We start from the raw sequence: 19,519 nt of genomic DNA on the forward strand, positions 1-19,519 counted from the left end.
AGAACAAAATGCGTAGTGACTTGATCAAAACCGGCCCCGACCGCGCGCCCGCTCGCGCCATGTTGCGCGCTACCGGGCTGCAGGATGGCGATATCGCCAAGCCGCTGGTGGCGGTGGTACATACGTGGTCCAACGTCAGCCCGTGCAACCTCAATCTGCGCGAACTGGCCGAACATGCCGCGGCGGGAATTCGCGCCGCGGGCGGCACGCCAGTCGAGTTCAACACCATCGCCGTGACTGACGGCATCGCGATGGGCACACCCGGCATGCGTGCTTCGCTGATCAGCCGCGAGGTGATTACCGATTCGATCGAGCTGGCGGTGGACGGCCATTGCCTCGACGCGATGGTGGTGCTGTGTGGCTGCGACAAGACCATTCCCGCCGCGGCCATGGCGATGGCACGCCTGAATATCCCCGCCGTTGCGCTGTATGGCGGCAGCATCGCACACGGTACGCACGACAATCATCCCATCACCATCCAGCAGGTGTTCGAAGCGGTCGGCGCGCACGGCGCGGGCAAGATCGGCGATGCCGAACTCGCATCGGTGGAAAAGGACGCCTGCCCCGGCGCCGGCGCGTGCGGCGGGCAGTTCACCGCCAACACCATGGCGATGGTGCTGCAGGCGCTGGGCCTCTCGCCGATGGGCTTCAACGATATCCCGGCCACGCATCCGGCGAAGACGCATGCAGCGTTCCGCTGCGGCGAACTGGTGATGGACTGCCTGCGCGAGCAGCGCAAGCCGCTGGATATGCTCAGCGTTGCCGCGTTCCGCAATGCCGCGCGCATGGTCGCCGCCACCGCCGGCTCGACCAACGCGGTTCTGCATCTGCTGGCGATCGCCCGCGAGGCCGGCGTGCCGTGGACGATCGAGGATTTCGAGCCTGCTTCGGTGCACACCCCGGTGATCGCCGACCTGTTGCCCGCCGGCCGTTACACCGCGGTGGAATTGTTCGGCGCGGGCGGCAGCGCGCGCGTCGCGCAGGAATTGATCGGCGCCGGCATGCTGGAGGATGGCCCCACCGTCACCGGCCGCAGCCTGTACGAAGAATGCGCTGCCGCGCCGCGCGCGGAAAACCAGGACGTGGTGCATCCGATCGCCAAACCGCTGAAACCGCGCGGTGGTTATTCGATCCTGTACGGCAATCTCGCGCCGGAAGGTTGCATCCTCAAGCTGGCCGGCAAGGGCGCCAACTATTTCGAAGGCGTCGCGCGCGTGTTCGAAAGCGAGGAAGCGGCGTTCGCTGCCGTGCAAGGCGGCCAGATCAAGCCCGGCGACGTGATCGTGATCCGCAATGAAGGTCCCGCCGGCGGCCCCGGCATGCGCGAGATGCTAGGCGTCACCGCCGCGCTCGTCGGCCGCGGCCTGGGCAACGATGTGGGCCTGATCACCGACGGCCGCTTCTCCGGCGCCACGCACGGTTTCATGGTTGGCCACATCGCGCCCGAGGCGGCGCGCGGCGGCCCGATTGCCCTGCTGCGCGATGGCGATCGCATCTTCATCGACGGCGATCGGCGCGAACTGCACACCGACGCCGATCTCGACAGCCGTCGCGCCGGCTGGCAGGCACCGCCGGCGAAAGTCACGCATGGCGCACTCGCCAAATACGCGCGCCTGGTCGGTTCCGCATCCGACGGCGCCACCACGCATCCGCATACCGCCGTAGCCACGCCCGCTTCCATCCAACGCTATCCCACGACCGCTAAAGCAGGAGTTACCGCATGAGCACTACCGCTACCACCGACGCGCTTGCCAAGGCGCGGATCGCCGTCCTGGGCTATGGCAGCCAGGGACGCGCGCACGCCCTCAACCTGAAGGATTCGGGCCTGGATGTCGTCGTCGGCCTGCGTCCCAACGGCCCCACCTGGCACAAAGCCGTGGCCGATGGTTTCCAGGTGGTCGAACCGGCCGAGGCGGTGCGTGGCGCCGACCTGGTGGCGGTGCTGACGCCGGACATGGTGCAGCCTGCGCTGTACCGGCAAGCCATCGAGCCGAACCTCAAGGCCGGCGCGGCGCTGTTGTTCGCGCACGGCTTCAACGTGCACTTCAAGCAGATCGAGCCGCGCACGGACATCGATGTGATCCTGGTTGCACCCAAGGGCCCGGGCGCGCTGGTGCGCAGCGAATACGAACGCGGCCGCGGCGTGCCGTGCGTGTATGCCGTGCACCAGGACACGACCGGCCATGCCGAGGAACAGGCCAAGGCTTATGCGGCCGGCATCGGCGGCGCGCGCGCCATGCTGATCAAGACTGACTTCAAGGAAGAAACCGAGACCGATCTGTTCGGCGAGCAGGCGGTGCTGTGCGGCGGCGCCAGCGAGCTGGTGATCAAGGGTTTCGAAACGCTGGTCGAAGCCGGCTACCAACCCGAGATCGCCTATTACGAAGTGTTGCACGAGCTGAAACTGATCGTGGACCTGTTCTACGAGGGTGGCATCACGCGCATGCTGGAATTCGTTTCCGAAACTGCGCAATACGGCGATTACGTCAGCGGCCCGCGCGTGGTGGATGGTGCCACCAAGGAACGCATGAAGGGAATCTTGAAGGACATCCAGGATGGCACCTTCGCGCGCAACTGGATCGCCGAATACAACGCCGGCCTGCCCAACTACAAGAAGCTCAAGCAAGCCGATCTCGATCATCCGATCGAGCAGGTCGGCGCCAGCCTGCGCGCGCGCATGCCATGGCTGCAAAGCAGCGCGAAAGCAGGCCAGCCGCCGCTGAAGAAGGTGGGTTGAAAACCCATGCGGCGCTGCCCCGGCTTCCCCATCCTCCGGCAGGGCAGCGCCGCATGGACCTTAATAAGGTCACGACGATCATGCCCATGACAAAGCGAGCCACGTTCAAGCGCATCAGCAAAGGATCCAGGTGAACATGCCATTGCCCGACCCCACCGCCGCCGATGCCGACAGCGGCAGCGTGCTCCATCCGCTCGCAGGCAAGGACCTGGACGGTGCGGAAGTCGTGGTGCAGGTGTTGGCGGAACAAGGTGTCGATGTCCTGTTCGGTTATTCCGGCGGCGCGATCCTGCCGGTCTACGATGCCATTTTCCGCTATAACGCCGAACATCCCGATGCGCACGGCAATGAACCGATGCCGCTGATCGTACCGGCCAACGAGCAGGGCGCCGGCTTCATGGCATCGGGCTATGCGCGCGCTTCGGGCAAGGTCGGCGTAGCGGTGGTCACCTCCGGCCCAGGCGCCACCAACATGGTGACGCCAGTGCGCGATTCGGCCGCCGATTCGATTCCCATTGTCGTCCTCTGCGGCCAGGTCGCCACGCAGGCGATCGGCAGCGACGCCTTCCAGGAGGCGCCGATCAGCAACATCATGGGTTGCTGCGCCAAGCATGTATTCCTGGTGACCGAAGCCGCGCAACTGGAAGCCACCTTGCGTACTGCTTTCACCATTGCGCGCAGCGGACGGCCGGGCCCGGTGGTGGTGGATATCCCCAAGGATATCCAGAACGCCACTATCCGCTTCCAGGGCCATGGCGAACTGCCGCTTGCCGGCTATCGCACACGGCTGCGCGCGATCGAACAGGCGACCTTGAGCGATACCGAATGCGCCGCGTTCTTCGATGCCTTGGCGCAAGCGAAACGACCCTTGATCTATGCCGGCGGCGGCATCATCGCCGGCGGCGCAGCACCGGCGTTGAAAGCATTCGTAAACGCATTCGGGTTGCCAGTTGCCACTACCCTGATGGGCATCGGCGGCTACGACACCACCGCTCCGCTGGCACTGCACATGCTGGGCATGCACGGCACGGCATACGCCAATTACGCGGTGGAGGATTGCGATTTCCTGCTGGCGCTGGGCGCGCGCTTCGACGATCGCGTGGCCGGCGTTCCCGATCAGTTTGCACCGCAAGCCAGGTTCATCGCGCATATCGATATCGATCCGGCGGAGATCGACAAGGTCAAGCATGCGCACTGGCACCACGTCGGTCCGCTGGATCGCGCGCTGCAACGGCTGGCGCAGTACGGCAAGACACATGGCTACGTAGCGATGCTTGCCGACTGGCATGCGCACGTCGCTTCGCTCAAGCGCACGCATGCCATGAATTACGATCGCGACAGCGCACTGATCCAGCCTTACGCGGTGCTGGAGGAAATCAACCGGCATACGCAGGGCCGGGCCATCATCAGCACTGGTGTCGGCCAGCACCAGATGTGGGCGGCGCAATACCTGGACTTTCGCGCACCGCGGCATTGGCTGACCTCGGGTTCCATGGGCACGATGGGTTTCGGATTGCCCGCCGCGATCGGCGCACAGTTCGCGCGACGCGACGCGCTGGTCATCGATGTGGATGGCGATGCCAGCATCCGCATGAATCTGGGCGAGCTGGAAACCGTCACCACTTACGGCCTGCCGCTGAAGATCGTGGTGCTCAACAACATTGGCGACGGCATGGTGCGCCAGTGGCAGAAGCTGTTCTTCAAGGGCCGCTTCGCTTCATCCGACAAAAGCCTGCATCGCAAGGATTTCGTGCGCGCCGCCGAAGCCGACGGCTTTGCCTGGGCGCGCCGGCTGGAACGGCGCGAAGAGCTGGCTGGCACCATCGCCGCCTTCCTGGCGTTCGAGGGGCCCGCGTTCCTGGAGGTGATGATCGATCCGGAGGCCGGCGTGTATCCGATGGTCGGCCCCGGCGCCAATTACTCGCAAATGATCACCGGCGACTTCATTCCCGCCCGCGCGGCTTTGCATACCGGCGAGGCCGTCGCTTGCGACAGCTTCTGATCCGATACGAACGACTGTCTTGGCAGCCATCACTACAGGAAACAGGTCCATGCAACACACGCTTTCCATTCTTTTGCAGAACGAAGCCGGTGCATTGGTGCGCGTGGCGGGCCTGTTTGCCGCGCGCGGCCACAACATCGACACGCTGACTGTGGCCGCCACCGCTGATCCGGCGGTGTCGCGCCTCACCCTGACGGTGCGCGGCGACGATGCCGCCCTGACGCAGATCCTGCAGCAGACGCGCAAGTTGGTCGATGTGTTGCAGGTCGAGCATCCGGCGCCGGTATGAACGCGCGGCTGGCCGCTGGCGATACGGTGCTTACGGCCGCCTCGATGCTGCGCCGCGCGGAGGCGGCACAGGTCTATGACGTCGCGCAACAGACGGCACTGGAACCTGCCGCCTTGGTGTCCGCCCGGCTCGGCTCCACCGTGCTGCTGAAGCGCGAAGACCAGCAACCGGTTTTTTCCTTCAAGTTGCGCGGCGCCTACAACCGCATGGCGCAACTCGGCGCGATCGAACGAACGCGCGGCGTGGTGACCGCCTCGGCCGGCAACCACGCGCAAGGCGTGGCGCTGGCCGCCTCGCGCCTGGGCATTCTCGCCACCGTCGTGATGCCGGTGACGGCGCCGCAGGTGAAGGTCGATGCCGTGCGCCGCTTCGGCGGCGACTTCACGCGGATCGTGCTGTTCGGCGAGTCCTATAGCGACGCGCAAGCCGAAGCGCAGCGGCTTTGCGACGAGCGCGGCGCCAGTTTCGTGCATCCTTTCGACGATGCGGACGTGATCGCCGGCCAGGCCACCATCGCGCTGGAAATACTCGCGCAGCATCCCGGGCCGCTGCATGCCGTGTTCGTGCCGATCGGCGGCGGCGGGCTGGCGGCGGGGGTCGCCGCCGTGGTCAAGGCGCGACGCCCGCAAGTGCGCGTGATCGGCGTGCAGGCGCATGATGCCGATGCAATGGCGCGCGCCTTCGAGGCCGGCGTTCGCGTCACGCTGGATGAGGTCGGGTTGTTTGCCGATGGCACCGCGGTCAAGCAGGTCGGCGCGCTGACGTTTCCGTTATGCCGGCAATACCTGGATGACGTATTGCGGGTGGATACCGACGCCATCTGTGCCGCGATCCGCGATATCTACCAGGATACGCGCAGCATTCCGGAACCTTCCGGCGCGCTGGCGCTGGCCGGGCTCAAGCAGTACGTCAGCGCACATGGGGCGGTCGATGGCGCGCTGGTTGCCGTGATTTCCGGCGCGAACATGAATTTCGATCGCCTGCGCTTCGTCGCCGAGCGCGCGGAAATCGGCGAACAGCGCGAAGCGGTATTTGCCGTGACCATTCCCGAACAGCGCGGCAGTTTCCGGCGTTTTTGCGCCGCGCTCGGCCAGCATTCGATCACCGAATTCAATTATCGGATCGGCGATGCGCAGGCCGCGCATATTTTCGTGGGCGTGCAAACCGCGCAGCGGGAGGAACGGGAGGCACTTGCCGCCGCTTTTCGCGCCAACGGTTTCGACGTGCTCGACTTGACCGGCGATGAACTGGCGAAACTGCATCTTCGCCACATGATCGGCGGCCGTTCGCCGCTGGCGCGCGATGAATGCCTTTATCGCTTCGATTTCCCGGAGCGTCCCGGCGCGCTGGCGCGCTTCCTGGAGCGCATGCGTCCGGACTGGAACATCAGCCTGTTCCATTATCGCAATCACGGCGCCGATTATGGGCGCATCCTGGTCGGTATCCAGGTGCCGCCGAGCGAGCATGCCCTGTTGCGGCAATTCCTCGCCACGCTCGCTTATCCCTACGTGGACGAAAGCGACAATCCGGCCTATCGCCTGCTGCTACGCACGTAGCACATCAGAGGGCACGGGGATCGCCTTCTTCTCGATGGAGCCGCCCGCGTCCAGTGCGAACACGTGATTGTCGTAATCCATGAAATAGAGCGTGGTGTCCTGGCACGCCATGAAATGTTCGACGTCGAAGGTTGCCAGCTTGCCCGCGCAGGCACGCAACTGGTCGGGGGTAACCTCGAGCGCGATGTGGTCGCCATTGCGGCAGGAAGGCCCGTCGCCCTGGCGCAACACGAACCACACGCCACCGAACTTCGCAAAGCGTTGCGGGTGTCCGTCACGGTCGGTCCGATCGGCCATGACATGGGCATCGAGTACGCCGGCGAACAGTTCCGCGGTACGTGTGGGGTCGCGCACGATCAGCGCAATATGACTGATGGACGTGACCATGATGGACCTGACCCCCGACGCGGTGCGAAATCCTAGACCGACCCCTGCCGGAAGACAATGTACTACTGCTGCCTGGCGGCCGGCGCAACGCTAAACTTGCCGAATGGCTCCCACTTCCCGCAAGCGCCCGCGGCGCAATTCTCCGGCGCCGGTCGCGCCTCGTGCGCGCCCGGCCGCACCCAGGCCAGTCCGTCCGGCCGACAGCTCGACGCGCGCCGCGCGCGTGCTCGACTGGATGCTGCAGAAGCTGCCCGACCGCCAACGGCAGAAAGCCCACGACCTGCTCGTCCTGACTCGCATGGATCGTCCGATCGGCGCGCTGCTGCTGTTGTGGCCGACCTGGTGGGCGTTGTGGCTGGCGGCCGGGGATTTTCCGCCCTGGAAGCCGTTGGCGATTTTTACGCTTGGCGTGTTCGCGATGCGCGCCGCCGGCTGCGCGATCAACGACTACGCCGACCGCAAGCTCGATCCGCAAGTGGCGCGCACGGCCGGACGGCCCATTGCTTCCGGACGGGTGACACCGCGCGAAGCATTGATGGTCTTTGCCGCGCTGCTGGCATTCGCTTTCCTGCTGGTACTGCTGACCAACGCGCTGACCATCAAGCTTTCCTTCCTTGGCGCCGCGCTGGCCGCTCTTTATCCCTTTACCAAGCGCTACACCGATCTGCCGCAGGTGGTGCTCGGCGCGGCGTTCGGCTGGTCGATCCCGATGGCCTTCGCCGCCATCCAGGGCAGCGTGCCGCCGCTCGGCTGGCTGCTGTTTATCGCCAACATCCTGTGGTCGGTGATCTACGACACCGAATACGCGATGGTCGATCGCGACGATGATCTGAAGGCCGGCGCGCGTTCCACCGCCATCCTGTTCGGCGATGCGGACCTCGCCATCATCGGCGTGTTGATGGGCACTTTCCTGGTCGCCATGCTGATGATCGGCAACCGCGCTCACCTCGGCTGGCCTTACTGGCTGGCGCTGGCTGCCGCCGCCGGGCTGTTCGGGTGGCAGCAATGGCTGATCCGCAATCGCGAACGCGACGCCTGCCTGGCGGCATTCCGGCACAACAACTGGCTTGGCCTGACGCTGTGGATCGGCATCGCCCTGGCGCTCGCCGTGCGCTGATGCCGAGACATCCAGGGCGCGTGCTCAACGACCTGGCATCGGCGCCCGCGCCAGCGTCCACACGTCGACACGCATCACCCCCGCTCGTTTCAGTACGTGAGTGCAGGCTTCCAGCGTGGCGCCGGTCGTGCATACGTCGTCCAGTAACACGATATGCGCAGGAAGCGAGGCAGCATGGTTTAGCGCGAAGGCCGTGCGCAGATTGCGTCGTCGCTGTACCGCATCGAGTCCGGTCTGGGCCTCGGTATGCCGAATACGCCGCAAGAGATCGTGCCGGTACGGAATGCCCAATGCGCGTGCCAATGGTCGCGCCAGCTCGAGTGCCTGGTTGTAGCCGCGCTCTCGCAAACGGCGCCGGTGCAAGGGTACCGGCACGATCAATGGCGGCAGCGAAGCTGGACATCGTTCGCGCTGCCAGAGCGTTGCCAGTACACGTCCGGCGGCGAGATCGCGGTTGAACTTGAAGCGGGTTTCCAACCGGTCCAGTGGCCAGGCATAGCGAAAGGGCGCCCAGGCGGCATCCCATGGCGGCGGCTTGCGCAGGCAGCCGCCGCACTGCGGCGCGGCGATCGCCAGCGGCAACGCACAGTGGGCGCAACATGAGGTGTTGCGAGGAAGCTCGGCGGCGCAGTCGCGGCAAAGATCCATCCCTGCTGCACCGGCGTCTCCGCACAGCAGGCATCGCCATGGCAGCAGCCAGCCATGCCATGCGGACAGCCATCGCCGGGGCGCATCCATGCGCAAAGAAGTCGCTCAGGCGCGGGGTTTGAACAGGGCCGCGTCGAGGATCGACCACAGATGGATGATCCAGCCCAGCCAGAAGAACCAGAGAATGACCGCCAGCACGAACATCACTACCGCTTTCAGCAGGCGTCCCTGCACCAGTTGGCCCAGGCCGGGAACGAACAGACTGCACACCGCGGCGATGACGTTGCCGGCACTGCCCTGACCTGCACTCATGGATCGACTCCTTCGATGGATGTGCGGCGATGGTAGCGGGTCCGTCGCCTTTCATCGCGTCAACCACTTGTACCCAGATCGAGTTGACACTGTTTCAGACGGCTTCCACACTGTGCCCCGGTTTTCTGGAGCATTAGCCCATGTCCGCAGCCGCTATCCGCCACGACTGGACGCGCGATCAAGTCGCCGCACTGTTTGCCCTGCCATTCAACGAGTTGCTGCATCAGGCCCATGGCGTGCATCGCGCCCATCACGATCCGAACGCGGTCCAGGTTTCCACCCTGCTTTCGATCAAGACCGGCGGCTGCCCCGAGGATTGCGGCTATTGCCCGCAGGCCGCGCGCTATCACACCGGCGTCAAGGCGGAAAAGTTGATGTCGGTGGATGCCGTGGTCGCTCGTGCCCAGGCTGCCAAGCAGGCCGGCGCCAGCCGTTTCTGCATGGGTGCGGCATGGCGCAGTCCGAAGGATCGCGACGTCACCCAGGTTGCCGAAATCGTCTCGGCGGTAAAAGCGCTGGGCCTGGAAACCTGCGCCACGCTCGGCATGCTCACCGACACCCAGGCGCATACGCTCAAGCAGGCGGGGCTGGATTACTACAACCACAACCTGGATACCGCGCCCGAGTTCTATGGCGAAATCATCCATACCCGGCAATACCAGGATCGCCTGGACACGCTCGAGCACATCCGCGAAGCCGGCCTGAAAACCTGCTGCGGCGGCATCGTCGGCATGGGCGAAACGCGCACGCAGCGGGCCGGCCTGCTGCAGACGCTGGCCAACCTGCCCGAACATCCGCAGTCGGTGCCGATCAACCAGCTGGTGCAAGTGGAAGGCACGCCGCTGCATGGCACCGAGGCGCTGGATCCATTCGAGTTCGTGCGCACGATCGCGGTGGCGCGCATTCTCATGCCCGCGTCGATGGTGCGGCTGTCGGCCGGCCGGCAGCAGATGGACGACGCGGTGCAGGCACTGTGCTTTTTCGCCGGCGCCAATTCGATTTTCTACGGCGAAAAGCTGCTGACCACCGGCAACCCGGATGTGGAGCACGATCGCGCCTTGTTCCGCCGCCTCGACCTGCACGCGCTGGAAGTGAACGAAGATACCGATACCGTGCACGCCGACATCCTGGAAACAGAAGCTGACGGCTGCGGGCAAAGCTGTGGCTGCAGTGCCGCGGCCTGACCTGCTCGGGCGACTGGCCGTCCAGACGGCCGAACGCGCGCAGGCGCAACTGCATCGGCGCCTGCGCACGATAACCAAAACCGATGGCCCCTGGCTGGAAAGCGATGGCCGTCGCCTGCTCGCTTTCTGCAACAACGATTACCTCGGCCTTGCCCAGGATCCCCGGCTGGTCGCCGCCCTTAAACAGGCGGCCGATGCCGATGGAGTGGGCAGCGGGTCGGCGCACTTGATCTGCGGTCATCGCCGCGAACACGCCATGCTGGAAGAAGCGCTGGCCGAATGGACCGGGCGCGAGCGCGCGCTGCTATTTTCCACCGGCTACATGGCCAATCTCGGCGTGATGCAAGCGTTGCTCCAGCGCGGCGAACTGTGCGTGCAGGACAAACTCAATCACGCCTGCCTGCTCGACGGTGCGCAACTGGCTGGCGCAACGTTGAAGCGCTATCCGCATGCCGAGGTCGACGCGGCCATCCGTCAACTGCAACGCAACGCGGAAGGTTGCGCACTGCTCGCCACCGATGGCGTATTCAGCATGGATGGCGATATCGCGCCGCTGCGTGAGCTATCCAGCCTGTGCGCAAACGAAGGCGCCACCTTGATGGTGGACGATGCGCACGGCCTTGGCGTGCTCGGTGAATCCGGTGCCGGCAGCGTGAGCGAAAGCGGATTGCATGAACGCGACGTCCCCGTGCTGATGGCTACGTTGGGCAAGGCGTTGGGATGCAGTGGCGCGTTCGTCGCCGGTTCCGCCGCATTGATCGATGGATTGACCCAGTTCGCACGCACCTATGTCTATACCACCGCGCTGCCACCGGCTCTGGCGGCGGCGGCATTGCGTGCGGTCGCCATCGCGCGCGACGAAAGCTGGCGGCGCGACAAACTCGGACAGCTGATCCGGCGTTTCCGGCGCGGCGCGGCCGAACTTGGCCTGCCGCTGATGCCGTCGCGCACGGCGATCCAGCCGCTGTTGCTGGGCGACGCGCAGCGCGCGCTGGACGCAGCGCGGGCACTGGAAGCGCAAGGCCTGCTGGTGGTGGCGATCCGTCCGCCCACCGTGCCGCAAGGGCAAGCCCGCCTGCGCGTGACGCTATCGGCGACGCATGAGGAAACGCATGTGGACCGCTTGCTGGAAGCCCTGGCTTCCCTGCGGCTGATGGATGCGCCGGTATAATTGCCTTCCGCACGCCGTCCTCGCCTATGTCGATCCTCAATATCTCCGCCTATCGCTTCGTCAGCCTGGACGATTTGCCCGCGCTGCGTGAGCGCCTGCTCGCGCGCTGCCACGCCTTGGCACTGAAAGGCACGATCCTGCTGGCGCCGGAAGGCATCAACCTGTTCCTGGCCGGTCCGCGCAACGCGATCGATGCGTTCGTGGCATGGCTGCGCGAGGACTCGCGCTTTGCCGGGCTGCAGGCCAAGGAATCCTTTTCCGAGGACGTACCGTTCAAGCGCATGCGCGTGCGCCTGAAGCAGGAAATCATCACCCTGCGCCGGCCTACGATCCGTCCCGAAGGCGGGCGCGCGCCCGCCGTGGACGCGGCCACGCTCAAGCGCTGGCTCGACCAGGGCCATGACGACGACGGCCGGGAAGTCGTGCTGCTCGATACGCGCAACGCTTATGAAACGGATGTCGGCATGTTTCCGCAGGCGGTGGATTATCGCTTGAGCAGCTTCACCGGATTGCCGGATGCGCTCGCCGCCGACCAGGCGCGTTACGCGGGCAAGACCGTGGTTTCGTATTGCACCGGCGGCATCCGCTGCGAGAAGGCGGTGTTGTATATGCAGGATGTCGGCATGGACGGTGTCTACCAGTTGGAAGGCGGCATCCTGAAATATTTCGAAGAAGCAGGCGGTGCACACTGGCAAGGCGACTGCTTCGTATTCGACGAACGCGGCGCGGTCGACAAGACGCTGGAACCCTCGCGCTCATGCGGAACGTGCGCCAGGGCGGAGCGTCAGTCCAGCGACGATACCGCGCCATGAGCCTGTACATCGAAGTTCGCGGCACCGGCCCGATACCGCTGGTGATGATCCATGGCTGGGCCATGCACGGCGGCGTATTCGCGCCGCTGGTCGAGGCGCTGGCCAGGCACTGCACCCTGTACCTCGTCGACCTGCCGGGGCATGGCTATTCGCGCGATTGCAACCTGCCGCTGGAACCGCACGCTTGCGCACACGCCATCGCGCAGGCGACACCGCCGGCCATCTGGCTGGGCTGGTCGCTTGGCGGACTGGTCGCGCTCAGCGGCGCCCTGGCCTTGCCGCGGCACGTGCGCGGCCTGGCCATGCTGTGCGCCACGCCGCGCTTCACCAGCGCAAGCGATTGGCCCTACGGCAGGGATCCCTCCCTGGCGCGGCAACTGGCCATCGATCTGGAAACCGACTACCACGCCACCATCGAACGGTTCCTGGCGCTGGAAGTGATGGGCAGCCCCGATCCGCGCGGCGACCTGCGCCGGCTGCGCGCCGACGTGTTCGCGCGCGGCGAACCGGACTTGCGCGTTTTGCAGGAAGGCATCCGCATCCTTGACCAGACCGATCTGCGTCCTCTTCTCCCCGCATTGCCGGCAGGCAGGAGCTGGTGGAGCGCGGGCCGTCTCGATCGCCTGGTGCATCCGGATGCCATGCAATGGTCAGCCGCCGCGGGCGCAGGCACCTTTCATGTGGTCGCCCATGCCGGACACGCGCCCTTCCTCAGTCACGCCGATGCGGTAGCACAGACGCTGCTTCCCTGGCTCGAGAGTTTTCCATGAGCGACTACCAGGTCGACACGCACCGCGTGCGCGCCAATTTCAGCCACGCGGCCAGCAGCTATGAGCAGCACGACGCGCTCCAGCGCGAGGTACAGCAACAGCTGCTCGAACGCCTGGATTTCTACCCGCAGCAACCCGAACGGGTGATCGATGTAGGCGCAGGCACGGGACGCGGAAGCGCGCAGCTCAGGAAGCGCTATGCGAAAGCACAGGTCATCGCCGTGGATGCGGCATTGCCCATGTTGCGTGCCGCGAAAACGCATGCCGGGTGGCTCAAGCCGTTCCTGCGGGTATGCGGCGAGGCCACCGCGCTGCCGCTGCCCGATCACAGCGTGGACGTGTTGCATTCCAACTTGTGCTTCCAATGGATCGATGACCTGCCCGCCCTGTTCGGCGAATGCGTGCGGGTGCTCAAGCCTGGCGGCATGCTGCTTTTCTCGAGCTTCGGCCCAGACACGCTGCGCGAACTGCGCGCCGCCTGGGCGTCCGTGGACCAGCATTCCCACGTGAGCCGCTTCCTGGACATGCACGACCTGGGCGATGCCATGATCAACGCCGGCCTGCGCGATCCGGTGCTGGACGTGGATCGCTACACGCTGACCTACAGCGAGCCGAAAGCGTTATTGCGGGAGCTGAAAGGCCTTGGCGCCACGCATGCCGATCGCGGTCGCGAGCGAGGACTGACCGGCAAGCATCACTTCCAGCACATGCTGGCCGCCTATGAGGCCATGCGGGTGGACGGACGCATCCCTGCAACCTGGGAAGTGGTGACCGCGCACGCCTGGGGGCCGCCGCCGGGGCAATCGCGACGCGCGAAAGGCGGCGGCGAAATCGCGAGCTTTTCCCTCGACAGCCTGCGCGGCTCACGCCGGCGCTGATCGAACGTTACTTCTACGCGCCTGGAACGCGGGTCCCCGAAGCAGATGTCGTGGCGGCGCCGGGCGCCAAGGTCGAGCCTGGGCGCATTGCCGGTCATCCGTTGATGGTTGTCGTCGAGTTGCCGGATATGTGCCTGGCCCTTCATGACGATGGCGCGCAGGTCACGCGAATAATGGAAACAAGCCCTGACGCCGCCGCTCCTTGAACGGATGACATGCGGCATGTCTTCGCGCTTATCGCCTGGCGGCGCAGGGCTTATGCCGGAAGCATTCGAGCAGATGGTCATTGACCATTCCGGTGGCCTGCATGAAGGCATAGCAGATCGTGGTACCGACAAAGCGGAAACCGCGCTTTTTCAGGTCCTTGCTCATCCGGTCCGACAATGGCGTACTGGCAGGTACGTCGCTGCGGGTGCGCCAGTTGTTGCAGATCGGCTTGCCGTCGACGAAGGACCATAGGTATGCATCGAGGCTGCCGTGTTCGGCAATGACCTGCAACGCGGCCTTGGCATTGTCGCGTACCGAGGTCATCTTCAGGCGATTACGGATCAGGCCCGGATCGAGCAGCAGTGCCTCCAGTTCGCGATCCTTCATCGCGGCGACGCGCGCGATCTCGAACCCATGGAACGCACGGCGATAGTTGTCGCGCTTGTGCAATACCGTGCGCCAGGACAAGCCAGCCTGGGCACCTTCCAGGCACAGAAATTCGAACAAGGCGCGATCGTCGTGCAGCGGCATGCCCCACTCGGTATCGTGGTATGCCTGCATCAATTCGCCATCGGCCGCCCAATGGCAACGTATGCGTGCAGTCACTGCGCACTCCCTATTTTTCAGCCAACATTGGCGATGCAGGATAGCGCGCGCCGTCGTCGCGGATCAGCCGCCACGGATAGCATTCGATCGAGGACGCGCCTACCAAGGCAACCGGTCGATATCCACGTTGCCACCGGTCAGCACCAGGCCGATGCGACAGCCCGCGAAGCGATCGCGCTGCTTGAGCAGCGCCGCCAGCACGGTGGCGCTCGATACCTCCACCACCAGCTTGAGGTTCTGCCACAGCAGTTTCATGGCCGCGATGGTTTCCTCGTCACTGACGGTGATGACTTCGACCCGATGCTCGCGCAAGACCTCCAAATTCGGCTCACCGATCAAGGTGCGCAAACCATCGCAGACGGTATCCGGGACGAACGATTCGATACGTGCGCCGCGCGCCAGCGACTGCGCGGCATCGTCCGCGCCAGCAGGCTCGGCACCCAAGACGGCAAGCGCCGGATTCATGCCATGCGCGGCAATCGCACATCCAGACAGCAGGCCGCCGCCGCCGACCGGGGCGATGATCGTGTCCAGCCCGGCGCTTTGCTGCAGCAGTTCGAGCATCGCTGTGCCCTGGCCGGCGATAACGCGGGTATCGGCGTAGGGATGGACCAGGATGGCGCCCGTGGCCTGCTGCACCTGGGCAGCCTTCGCTTCACGCGCGGCGATGGTGGGCGCGCAGCGATGCATGATCGCACCGGCCCGCTCGATCGCCTCGACCTTCGCGCGCACGGCGCCCTCCGGCACGACCACGTGCGCGGGAATGCCGCGGGTCGCGGCAGCCATCGCGAGCGCATTGCCATGATTGCCGGAGGAATGCGTGACCACGCCATGCCTGGCCTCGTCATCGGCAAGCGACCACACCGCGTTGCAGGCGCCGCGAAACTTGAACGCGCCGCCGCGCTGCAGGTTCTCGCACTTGAAATGCAGCTCCGCGCCGAGCAGATCTTCCAGTGCCGCGCTTCGCAACACTGGCGTGATGGTAGCGTGCGGCGCGATGCGGGCGGCCGCATCGCGAATCTGCTCGAGGCCAGGCAATGTCACGCTCATGGGATCTCGATCTCCACGCCGCAACGGAACACTCTTTCCGTGCCGGGCTCCAGCCGGATCGCATTGGCGCAATCGGGCCGGTTAAAGGCGTTCGACATGCTTTCCATCGGCTCCAGGGCGACGGCGCGGCGCACGTCGCGGGTAACCGTGTCCGCGGTGAATACCAGCACGATCCCATGCTCTTGCCACATGCTGATGCGCACGCCGCTGGCCGGATCGCGCAAGTGAGTGCGCGCGCGGCCGTCGGCGTCGAGCACGAGGTCGGCGAAGGCGTTATCGATCCTGGCGCTGCCAATTGGCTTTGATTTGCGAAAATCCAACTCCGTTGGCGCCGCATCCAGCGGCTGATACGCCTGCGCGCCCGGCAGCGGAATGTAGTCGGCGGTGGTGCGGACCAGCGCACGCGCCGGCACCTGCAACTCCCAGGTATCGACAGCGCTGTCGCCCATACGGAAATAAGGGTGCCAGCCGAAGAAACACGGCGCCGCCGTCTCGCCGACATTGCGCATGCTGACCTGCAGCGACAAGCCGCGGGCGTCGAGCGTATAGGTCACGGCAAGATCGATCGCAAACGGATAGCCCGCGAACGCGCCGGGCCGGATCGCCGAGGTAGCGAAGGTGATGTGGGCACCGTCGCCATCGACATGCTGGATCACCACATCGAAATCCACCCCGCGCACGAAACCGTGCCGGCTGGCGCGCTGCGCCCCTTCGACGCCCGGCTGCAAGTCATGGGACTGTCCATCGAACGTATAGCGTGCGTCGTCGATGCGGTTGGCGAACGGCGCCATGATGGCGAAACGCGAGCCGGGCCGGCTGTCCAGTTCCGCACCGTCGCGGTAGCCGTCGGCCAGTTGCTGAAACTCGCCGGCAATGCGCTGTTCGAGGGAAACCAGGGTCGCCCCGCGGCGCGCTATGCGCACGCGGCGTCCACGCCCGGCATCGTCAAGAACGAATACATCGTGCGGCCCCATCTGCGTCTTTTCGATCGTGAACTCGCTCATCCGCTTGTCCTGTGGGGAAGGGGCCTCATGTTAGCCTGATACGTCCCCGTTCATCCCGTGTGCCGCATGACCCTCGTCAACGAACTCGCCACCCCGCCGATCCGCCTGCGTGACTATCACCAACCCGCCTGGTCGGTAGATACCGTTGAGCTGGAGGTCGAACTGGATATCGACTGCACCGAAGTGTCATCACGCCTGGTATTGCGTGGTGCCGCCACCACGCCATCGACACCGCTGCGCCTGGATGGCGAAGGCCTGGAATTGCTGGCGATCTCGCTCGATGGCAAGGCGCTCGGCAGCGATGCCTACCGTTACGACAAGGGCGTGCTGGAAGTGGATGGCGTGCACGATGGCAGTGTGCTGCAGACGCGCGTGCGGATCCGCCCCGCCGCCAACACGGCGCTGGAAGGCCTGTATCTGTCGGGTTCGCGTGACAGCGGCTTTCTGTTGACGCAATGCGAGGCCGAAGGCTTTCGCCACATCACCTTCTTTCCCGATCGGCCGGATGTACTGGCCCGCTATACCGTCACCTTGCGTGCCGATCGCGCGCGTTTCCCGGTGCTGCTTGCCGGCGGCAACCCGGATGGCCAAGGCGGGCTCGCGGACGGCCGCCACTGGGCGCGATTCGTGGACCCGCATCCCAGGCCCAGCTATCTGTTCGCACTGGTGGCCGGCCGCCTGGAACACATCCAGCGCGAGTACATCACCGCGGACGGCCGCCCGGTAAAACTGGTGATCTGGTCGGAGGCGAATGTCATCGATTGTTGCCATTACGCACTCGATGCGCTGGAACGCGCGATGCGCTGGGACGAACGCACCTACGGACGCCAGTACGACCTGGATGTATTCCATGTCGTGGCCACGCACGATTTCAACATGGGCGCGATGGAGAACAAGGGACTGAATATCTTCAACGCGAAATACCTGCTGGCCGATCCGGATAGCAGCACGGATGAGGAATATCGCGCCGTCGAAGCAGTGGTGGCGCACGAATATTTCCACAACTGGACCGGTAACCGCGTGACCTGTCGCGACTGGTTCCAGCTTTCCTTGAAGGAAGGCCTTACCGTATTCCGGGAACAGCAGTTTTCGGCGGAAATGAATTCGCCACCGTTGAAGCGCATCGAGGATGTATCGCTGCTGCGCCGCACGCAATTCCCGGAAGACGCCGGCCCGCTGGCGCATCCGGTGCGTCCGGCCGAATATCGCGAGATCAATAATTTCTATACCGCGACCGTCTATGAAAAGGGCTCGGAACTGGTGCGCATGCTCGCCGGCCGGCTCGGCCAGCATGGTTTCCGCCATGGCATGGACCTGTATTTCGAACGCCACGACGGACAGGCGGCAACGATCGAGCATTTCCTCGCCGCCCTGGGCGACGCCAACGATATCGACCTGACGCCGTACCTGGCGTGGTACGCGCAGCCAGGTACGCCGCGCCTGCATGCCAAGGGCCAATACGACCCGGCACGCCGCGAATACACGCTTACGCTGTCGCAACAGATGCGACCTGCGTCGAGCCAGCCCGACAAGATGCCTCTGCCGATTCCGGTGAAGCTATCGTTGTTCGATCAGCACGGTCGCATGCTGCCCTTGCATGGCGAGGATTTCGGTGGAGGGATACCGCAAACCGAAAGCGTGATCGTCCTCGACAAGGCCGCGCAGCATTTCATTTTCCGCCACGTCGATGCGCCACCGGTGCCATCGCTGCTGCGTGGCTTTTCCGCTCCGGTGGTACTCGAATGCGACTACACGCCCGCGGAACTGGCCTTGTTGCTGACGCACGATGCGGATGGGTTCAATCGCTGGGAAGCCGGACAGCAGCTGGCCATGCTTGCCTTTGACAGCCTCCAGGGCACGCACGACGCCAAGGCGTGCGATGCCTGGTGCGATGCGTTGGCCGCCCTGTTCCAGCATTCCACGGTCGATGATGCGCTGCTCGCCGACCTGCTGACGCCGCCGGGTGAAATCGAGTTTGCCGACCGGCAACTTGAAGTGGATCCGGCGAAAATCCATGTGCGACGGCAAGCGCTGCAACATCGCCTGGCCACGCACATCGGCGCGCAGGCGCTGCTCGAGCGTTACCGGACATTGGCCGCCGACACCAGCCATCGGCTCGACGCCGGCAGCCAGGCCGGGCGTCGTCTCAAGCGCCGCGTGCTGGAGTTGCTTGCCTTGCTGGATGCGGATCAGGCCCATGACCTGGCGGCACGGCAATTCGAAAACGCCAAGGGCATGACCGACCGGCTTGCCGCGCTCGGCGTGCTGGTACGCGATCGCGCATGGCAGGCTGCAGATGCGCTCGTCAGCTTCCGCGAACGCTACGCGGACAATCCGTTGGCGTTGGACAAATGGTTCACCGTGCAGGCCCAGGTGCCCGGCGAGGCAGCGCTCGCCATCGTCCAGCAACTGGAAGGCGATCCGGCGTTTACCCTGAAAAATCCAAACCGCGCGCGCGCTTTGTTCGGCGCCTTCGCCAGCGCCAACCCCAGCGGGTTTCATCGCATCGACGGCGCCGGCTATCGGCTGTTTGCCGAACGGCTGATCCAACTGGATGCGCTCAACCCGCAGATCGCAGCGCGCCTGGCGACGGCCTTCAACGGGTGGCAGCGGCTGGAGCCGGTCCGGCGCGAAGCGGCCCGCTTGGCGCTTGGCGCACTTGCGCAACGCCAGGAGCTATCGCGCAATCTGGGCGAGATCATCGGCAATGTGCTGCAGCACTGAGCCCTGTTAACGCGAACGGCGACCATGCTGGTCGCCGTCGCGGGGCGGTGCGTTGAACGTTGCGC

General features: G+C 65.1%; 18 protein-coding genes. 12 read left to right on the plus strand and 6 right to left on the minus strand.

Annotated features, from left to right (window positions below):
* Window positions 1-8: 8 nt before the first annotated feature.
* From ilvD to ilvA, 5 genes are all read left to right on the plus strand, one after another.
* Complete coding sequence (gene ilvD / locus ISP15_RS12620) at window positions 9-1,724, plus strand: dihydroxy-acid dehydratase (RefSeq protein WP_404547907.1); 1,716 nt, start codon at window positions 9-11, stop codon at window positions 1,722-1,724.
* Window positions 1,721-2,737: a ketol-acid reductoisomerase gene (gene ilvC / locus ISP15_RS12625; RefSeq protein WP_404547863.1), complete on the plus strand. Its 1,017-nt coding sequence runs from the start codon at window positions 1,721-1,723 to the stop codon at window positions 2,735-2,737. Before ilvD ends, ilvC begins: the two co-directional genes overlap by 4 nt.
* 136 nt (window positions 2,738-2,873) lie before the next feature.
* Window positions 2,874-4,739 carry a biosynthetic-type acetolactate synthase large subunit gene (gene ilvB / locus ISP15_RS12630; RefSeq protein WP_404547864.1) on the plus strand — a complete coding sequence of 622 codons (1,866 nt, stop codon included), beginning with the start codon at window positions 2,874-2,876 and terminating at the stop codon, window positions 4,737-4,739.
* Window positions 4,740-4,788: 49 nt separating this feature from the next.
* Complete coding sequence (gene ilvN / locus ISP15_RS12635; protein ID WP_404547865.1) at window positions 4,789-5,028, plus strand: acetolactate synthase small subunit; 240 nt, start codon at window positions 4,789-4,791, stop codon at window positions 5,026-5,028.
* Window positions 5,025-6,584 (plus strand): threonine ammonia-lyase, biosynthetic, encoded by a 1,560-nt coding sequence (ilvA, locus tag ISP15_RS12640; RefSeq protein ID WP_404547866.1) that lies wholly within the window; start codon window positions 5,025-5,027, stop codon window positions 6,582-6,584. Before ilvN ends, ilvA begins: the two co-directional genes overlap by 4 nt.
* On the opposite strand, the gene ISP15_RS12645 is transcribed toward ilvA, so the two are convergent.
* Window positions 6,573-6,971, minus strand: coding sequence for a VOC family protein (locus ISP15_RS12645; RefSeq protein ID WP_404547867.1), 399 nt, complete (start codon window positions 6,969-6,971; stop codon window positions 6,573-6,575). The genes ilvA and ISP15_RS12645 overlap by 12 nt on opposite strands.
* Window positions 6,972-7,206: 235 nt before the next feature.
* On the opposite strand from ISP15_RS12645, the gene ubiA reads away from it, so the two are divergent.
* Window positions 7,207-8,088, plus strand: coding sequence for a 4-hydroxybenzoate octaprenyltransferase (ubiA, locus tag ISP15_RS12650; RefSeq protein WP_404547908.1), 882 nt, complete (start codon window positions 7,207-7,209; stop codon window positions 8,086-8,088).
* 24 nt (window positions 8,089-8,112) lie between these two features.
* Here ubiA and ISP15_RS12655 read toward each other — a convergent pair whose 3' ends face one another.
* Both ISP15_RS12655 and ISP15_RS12660 read right to left on the minus strand, forming a co-directional pair.
* Window positions 8,113-8,826, minus strand: a complete 714-nt coding sequence (locus tag ISP15_RS12655) for a ComF family protein (protein WP_404547868.1) — start codon at window positions 8,824-8,826, stop codon at window positions 8,113-8,115.
* Between the two features lie 15 nt (window positions 8,827-8,841).
* Window positions 8,842-9,048, minus strand: coding sequence for a hypothetical protein (locus ISP15_RS12660; RefSeq protein ID WP_404547870.1), 207 nt, complete (start codon window positions 9,046-9,048; stop codon window positions 8,842-8,844).
* A gap of 140 nt (window positions 9,049-9,188) precedes the next feature.
* Here ISP15_RS12660 and bioB point away from each other — a divergent pair, with 140 nt between their 5' ends.
* The 5 genes from bioB to bioC are packed head-to-tail and all read left to right on the plus strand — an operon-like array spanning window position 9,189 to window position 13,863.
* Window positions 9,189-10,232, plus strand: a complete 1,044-nt coding sequence (gene bioB / locus ISP15_RS12665; RefSeq protein ID WP_404547872.1) for a biotin synthase BioB — start codon at window positions 9,189-9,191, stop codon at window positions 10,230-10,232.
* Complete coding sequence (gene bioF, locus ISP15_RS12670; protein WP_404547909.1) at window positions 10,219-11,403, plus strand: 8-amino-7-oxononanoate synthase; 1,185 nt, start codon at window positions 10,219-10,221, stop codon at window positions 11,401-11,403. The genes bioB and bioF overlap by 14 nt, the downstream gene beginning before the upstream one ends.
* A gap of 26 nt (window positions 11,404-11,429) precedes the next feature.
* Window positions 11,430-12,215: a sulfurtransferase gene (locus ISP15_RS12675; RefSeq protein WP_404547874.1), complete on the plus strand. Its 786-nt coding sequence runs from the start codon at window positions 11,430-11,432 to the stop codon at window positions 12,213-12,215.
* Window positions 12,212-12,985, plus strand: coding sequence for a pimeloyl-ACP methyl ester esterase BioH (bioH, locus tag ISP15_RS12680; RefSeq protein ID WP_404547876.1), 774 nt, complete (start codon window positions 12,212-12,214; stop codon window positions 12,983-12,985). The genes ISP15_RS12675 and bioH overlap by 4 nt, the downstream gene beginning before the upstream one ends.
* Complete coding sequence (gene bioC, locus ISP15_RS12685) at window positions 12,982-13,863, plus strand: malonyl-ACP O-methyltransferase BioC (RefSeq protein WP_404547878.1); 882 nt, start codon at window positions 12,982-12,984, stop codon at window positions 13,861-13,863. Before bioH ends, bioC begins: the two co-directional genes overlap by 4 nt.
* A gap of 234 nt (window positions 13,864-14,097) precedes the next feature.
* Here the strand turns inward: bioC and ISP15_RS12690 are convergent, their stop codons facing one another.
* The 3 genes from ISP15_RS12690 to ISP15_RS12700 all read right to left on the minus strand — a co-directional run bounded on the left by ISP15_RS12690 (window position 14,098) and on the right by ISP15_RS12700 (window position 16,730).
* The gene (locus tag ISP15_RS12690) at window positions 14,098-14,676 is read right to left on the minus strand and encodes a DNA-3-methyladenine glycosylase I (protein WP_404547880.1); all 579 of its coding nucleotides are present in this window, start codon (window positions 14,674-14,676) and stop codon (window positions 14,098-14,100) included.
* Between the two features lie 99 nt (window positions 14,677-14,775).
* On the minus strand, window positions 14,776-15,726 hold the full coding sequence (locus tag ISP15_RS12695; protein WP_404547882.1) for a pyridoxal-phosphate dependent enzyme: 951 nt from the start codon (window positions 15,724-15,726) through the stop codon (window positions 14,776-14,778).
* A complete protein-coding gene (locus ISP15_RS12700; RefSeq protein WP_404547884.1) occupies window positions 15,723-16,730 on the minus strand; it encodes an aldose 1-epimerase in 1,008 nt (335 codons plus the stop codon). Before ISP15_RS12700 ends, ISP15_RS12695 begins: the two co-directional genes overlap by 4 nt.
* 66 nt (window positions 16,731-16,796) lie before the next feature.
* Between ISP15_RS12700 and pepN the strand changes: the two genes are divergently transcribed.
* A complete protein-coding gene (gene pepN, locus ISP15_RS12705; RefSeq protein ID WP_404547885.1) occupies window positions 16,797-19,454 on the plus strand; it encodes an aminopeptidase N in 2,658 nt (885 codons plus the stop codon).
* Window positions 19,455-19,519: the final 65 nt, after the last annotated feature.

It is taken from the genome of Dyella jejuensis, from assembly GCF_044904675.1.
Taxonomy (GTDB): domain Bacteria; phylum Pseudomonadota; class Gammaproteobacteria; order Xanthomonadales; family Rhodanobacteraceae; genus Dyella_B; species Dyella_B jejuensis.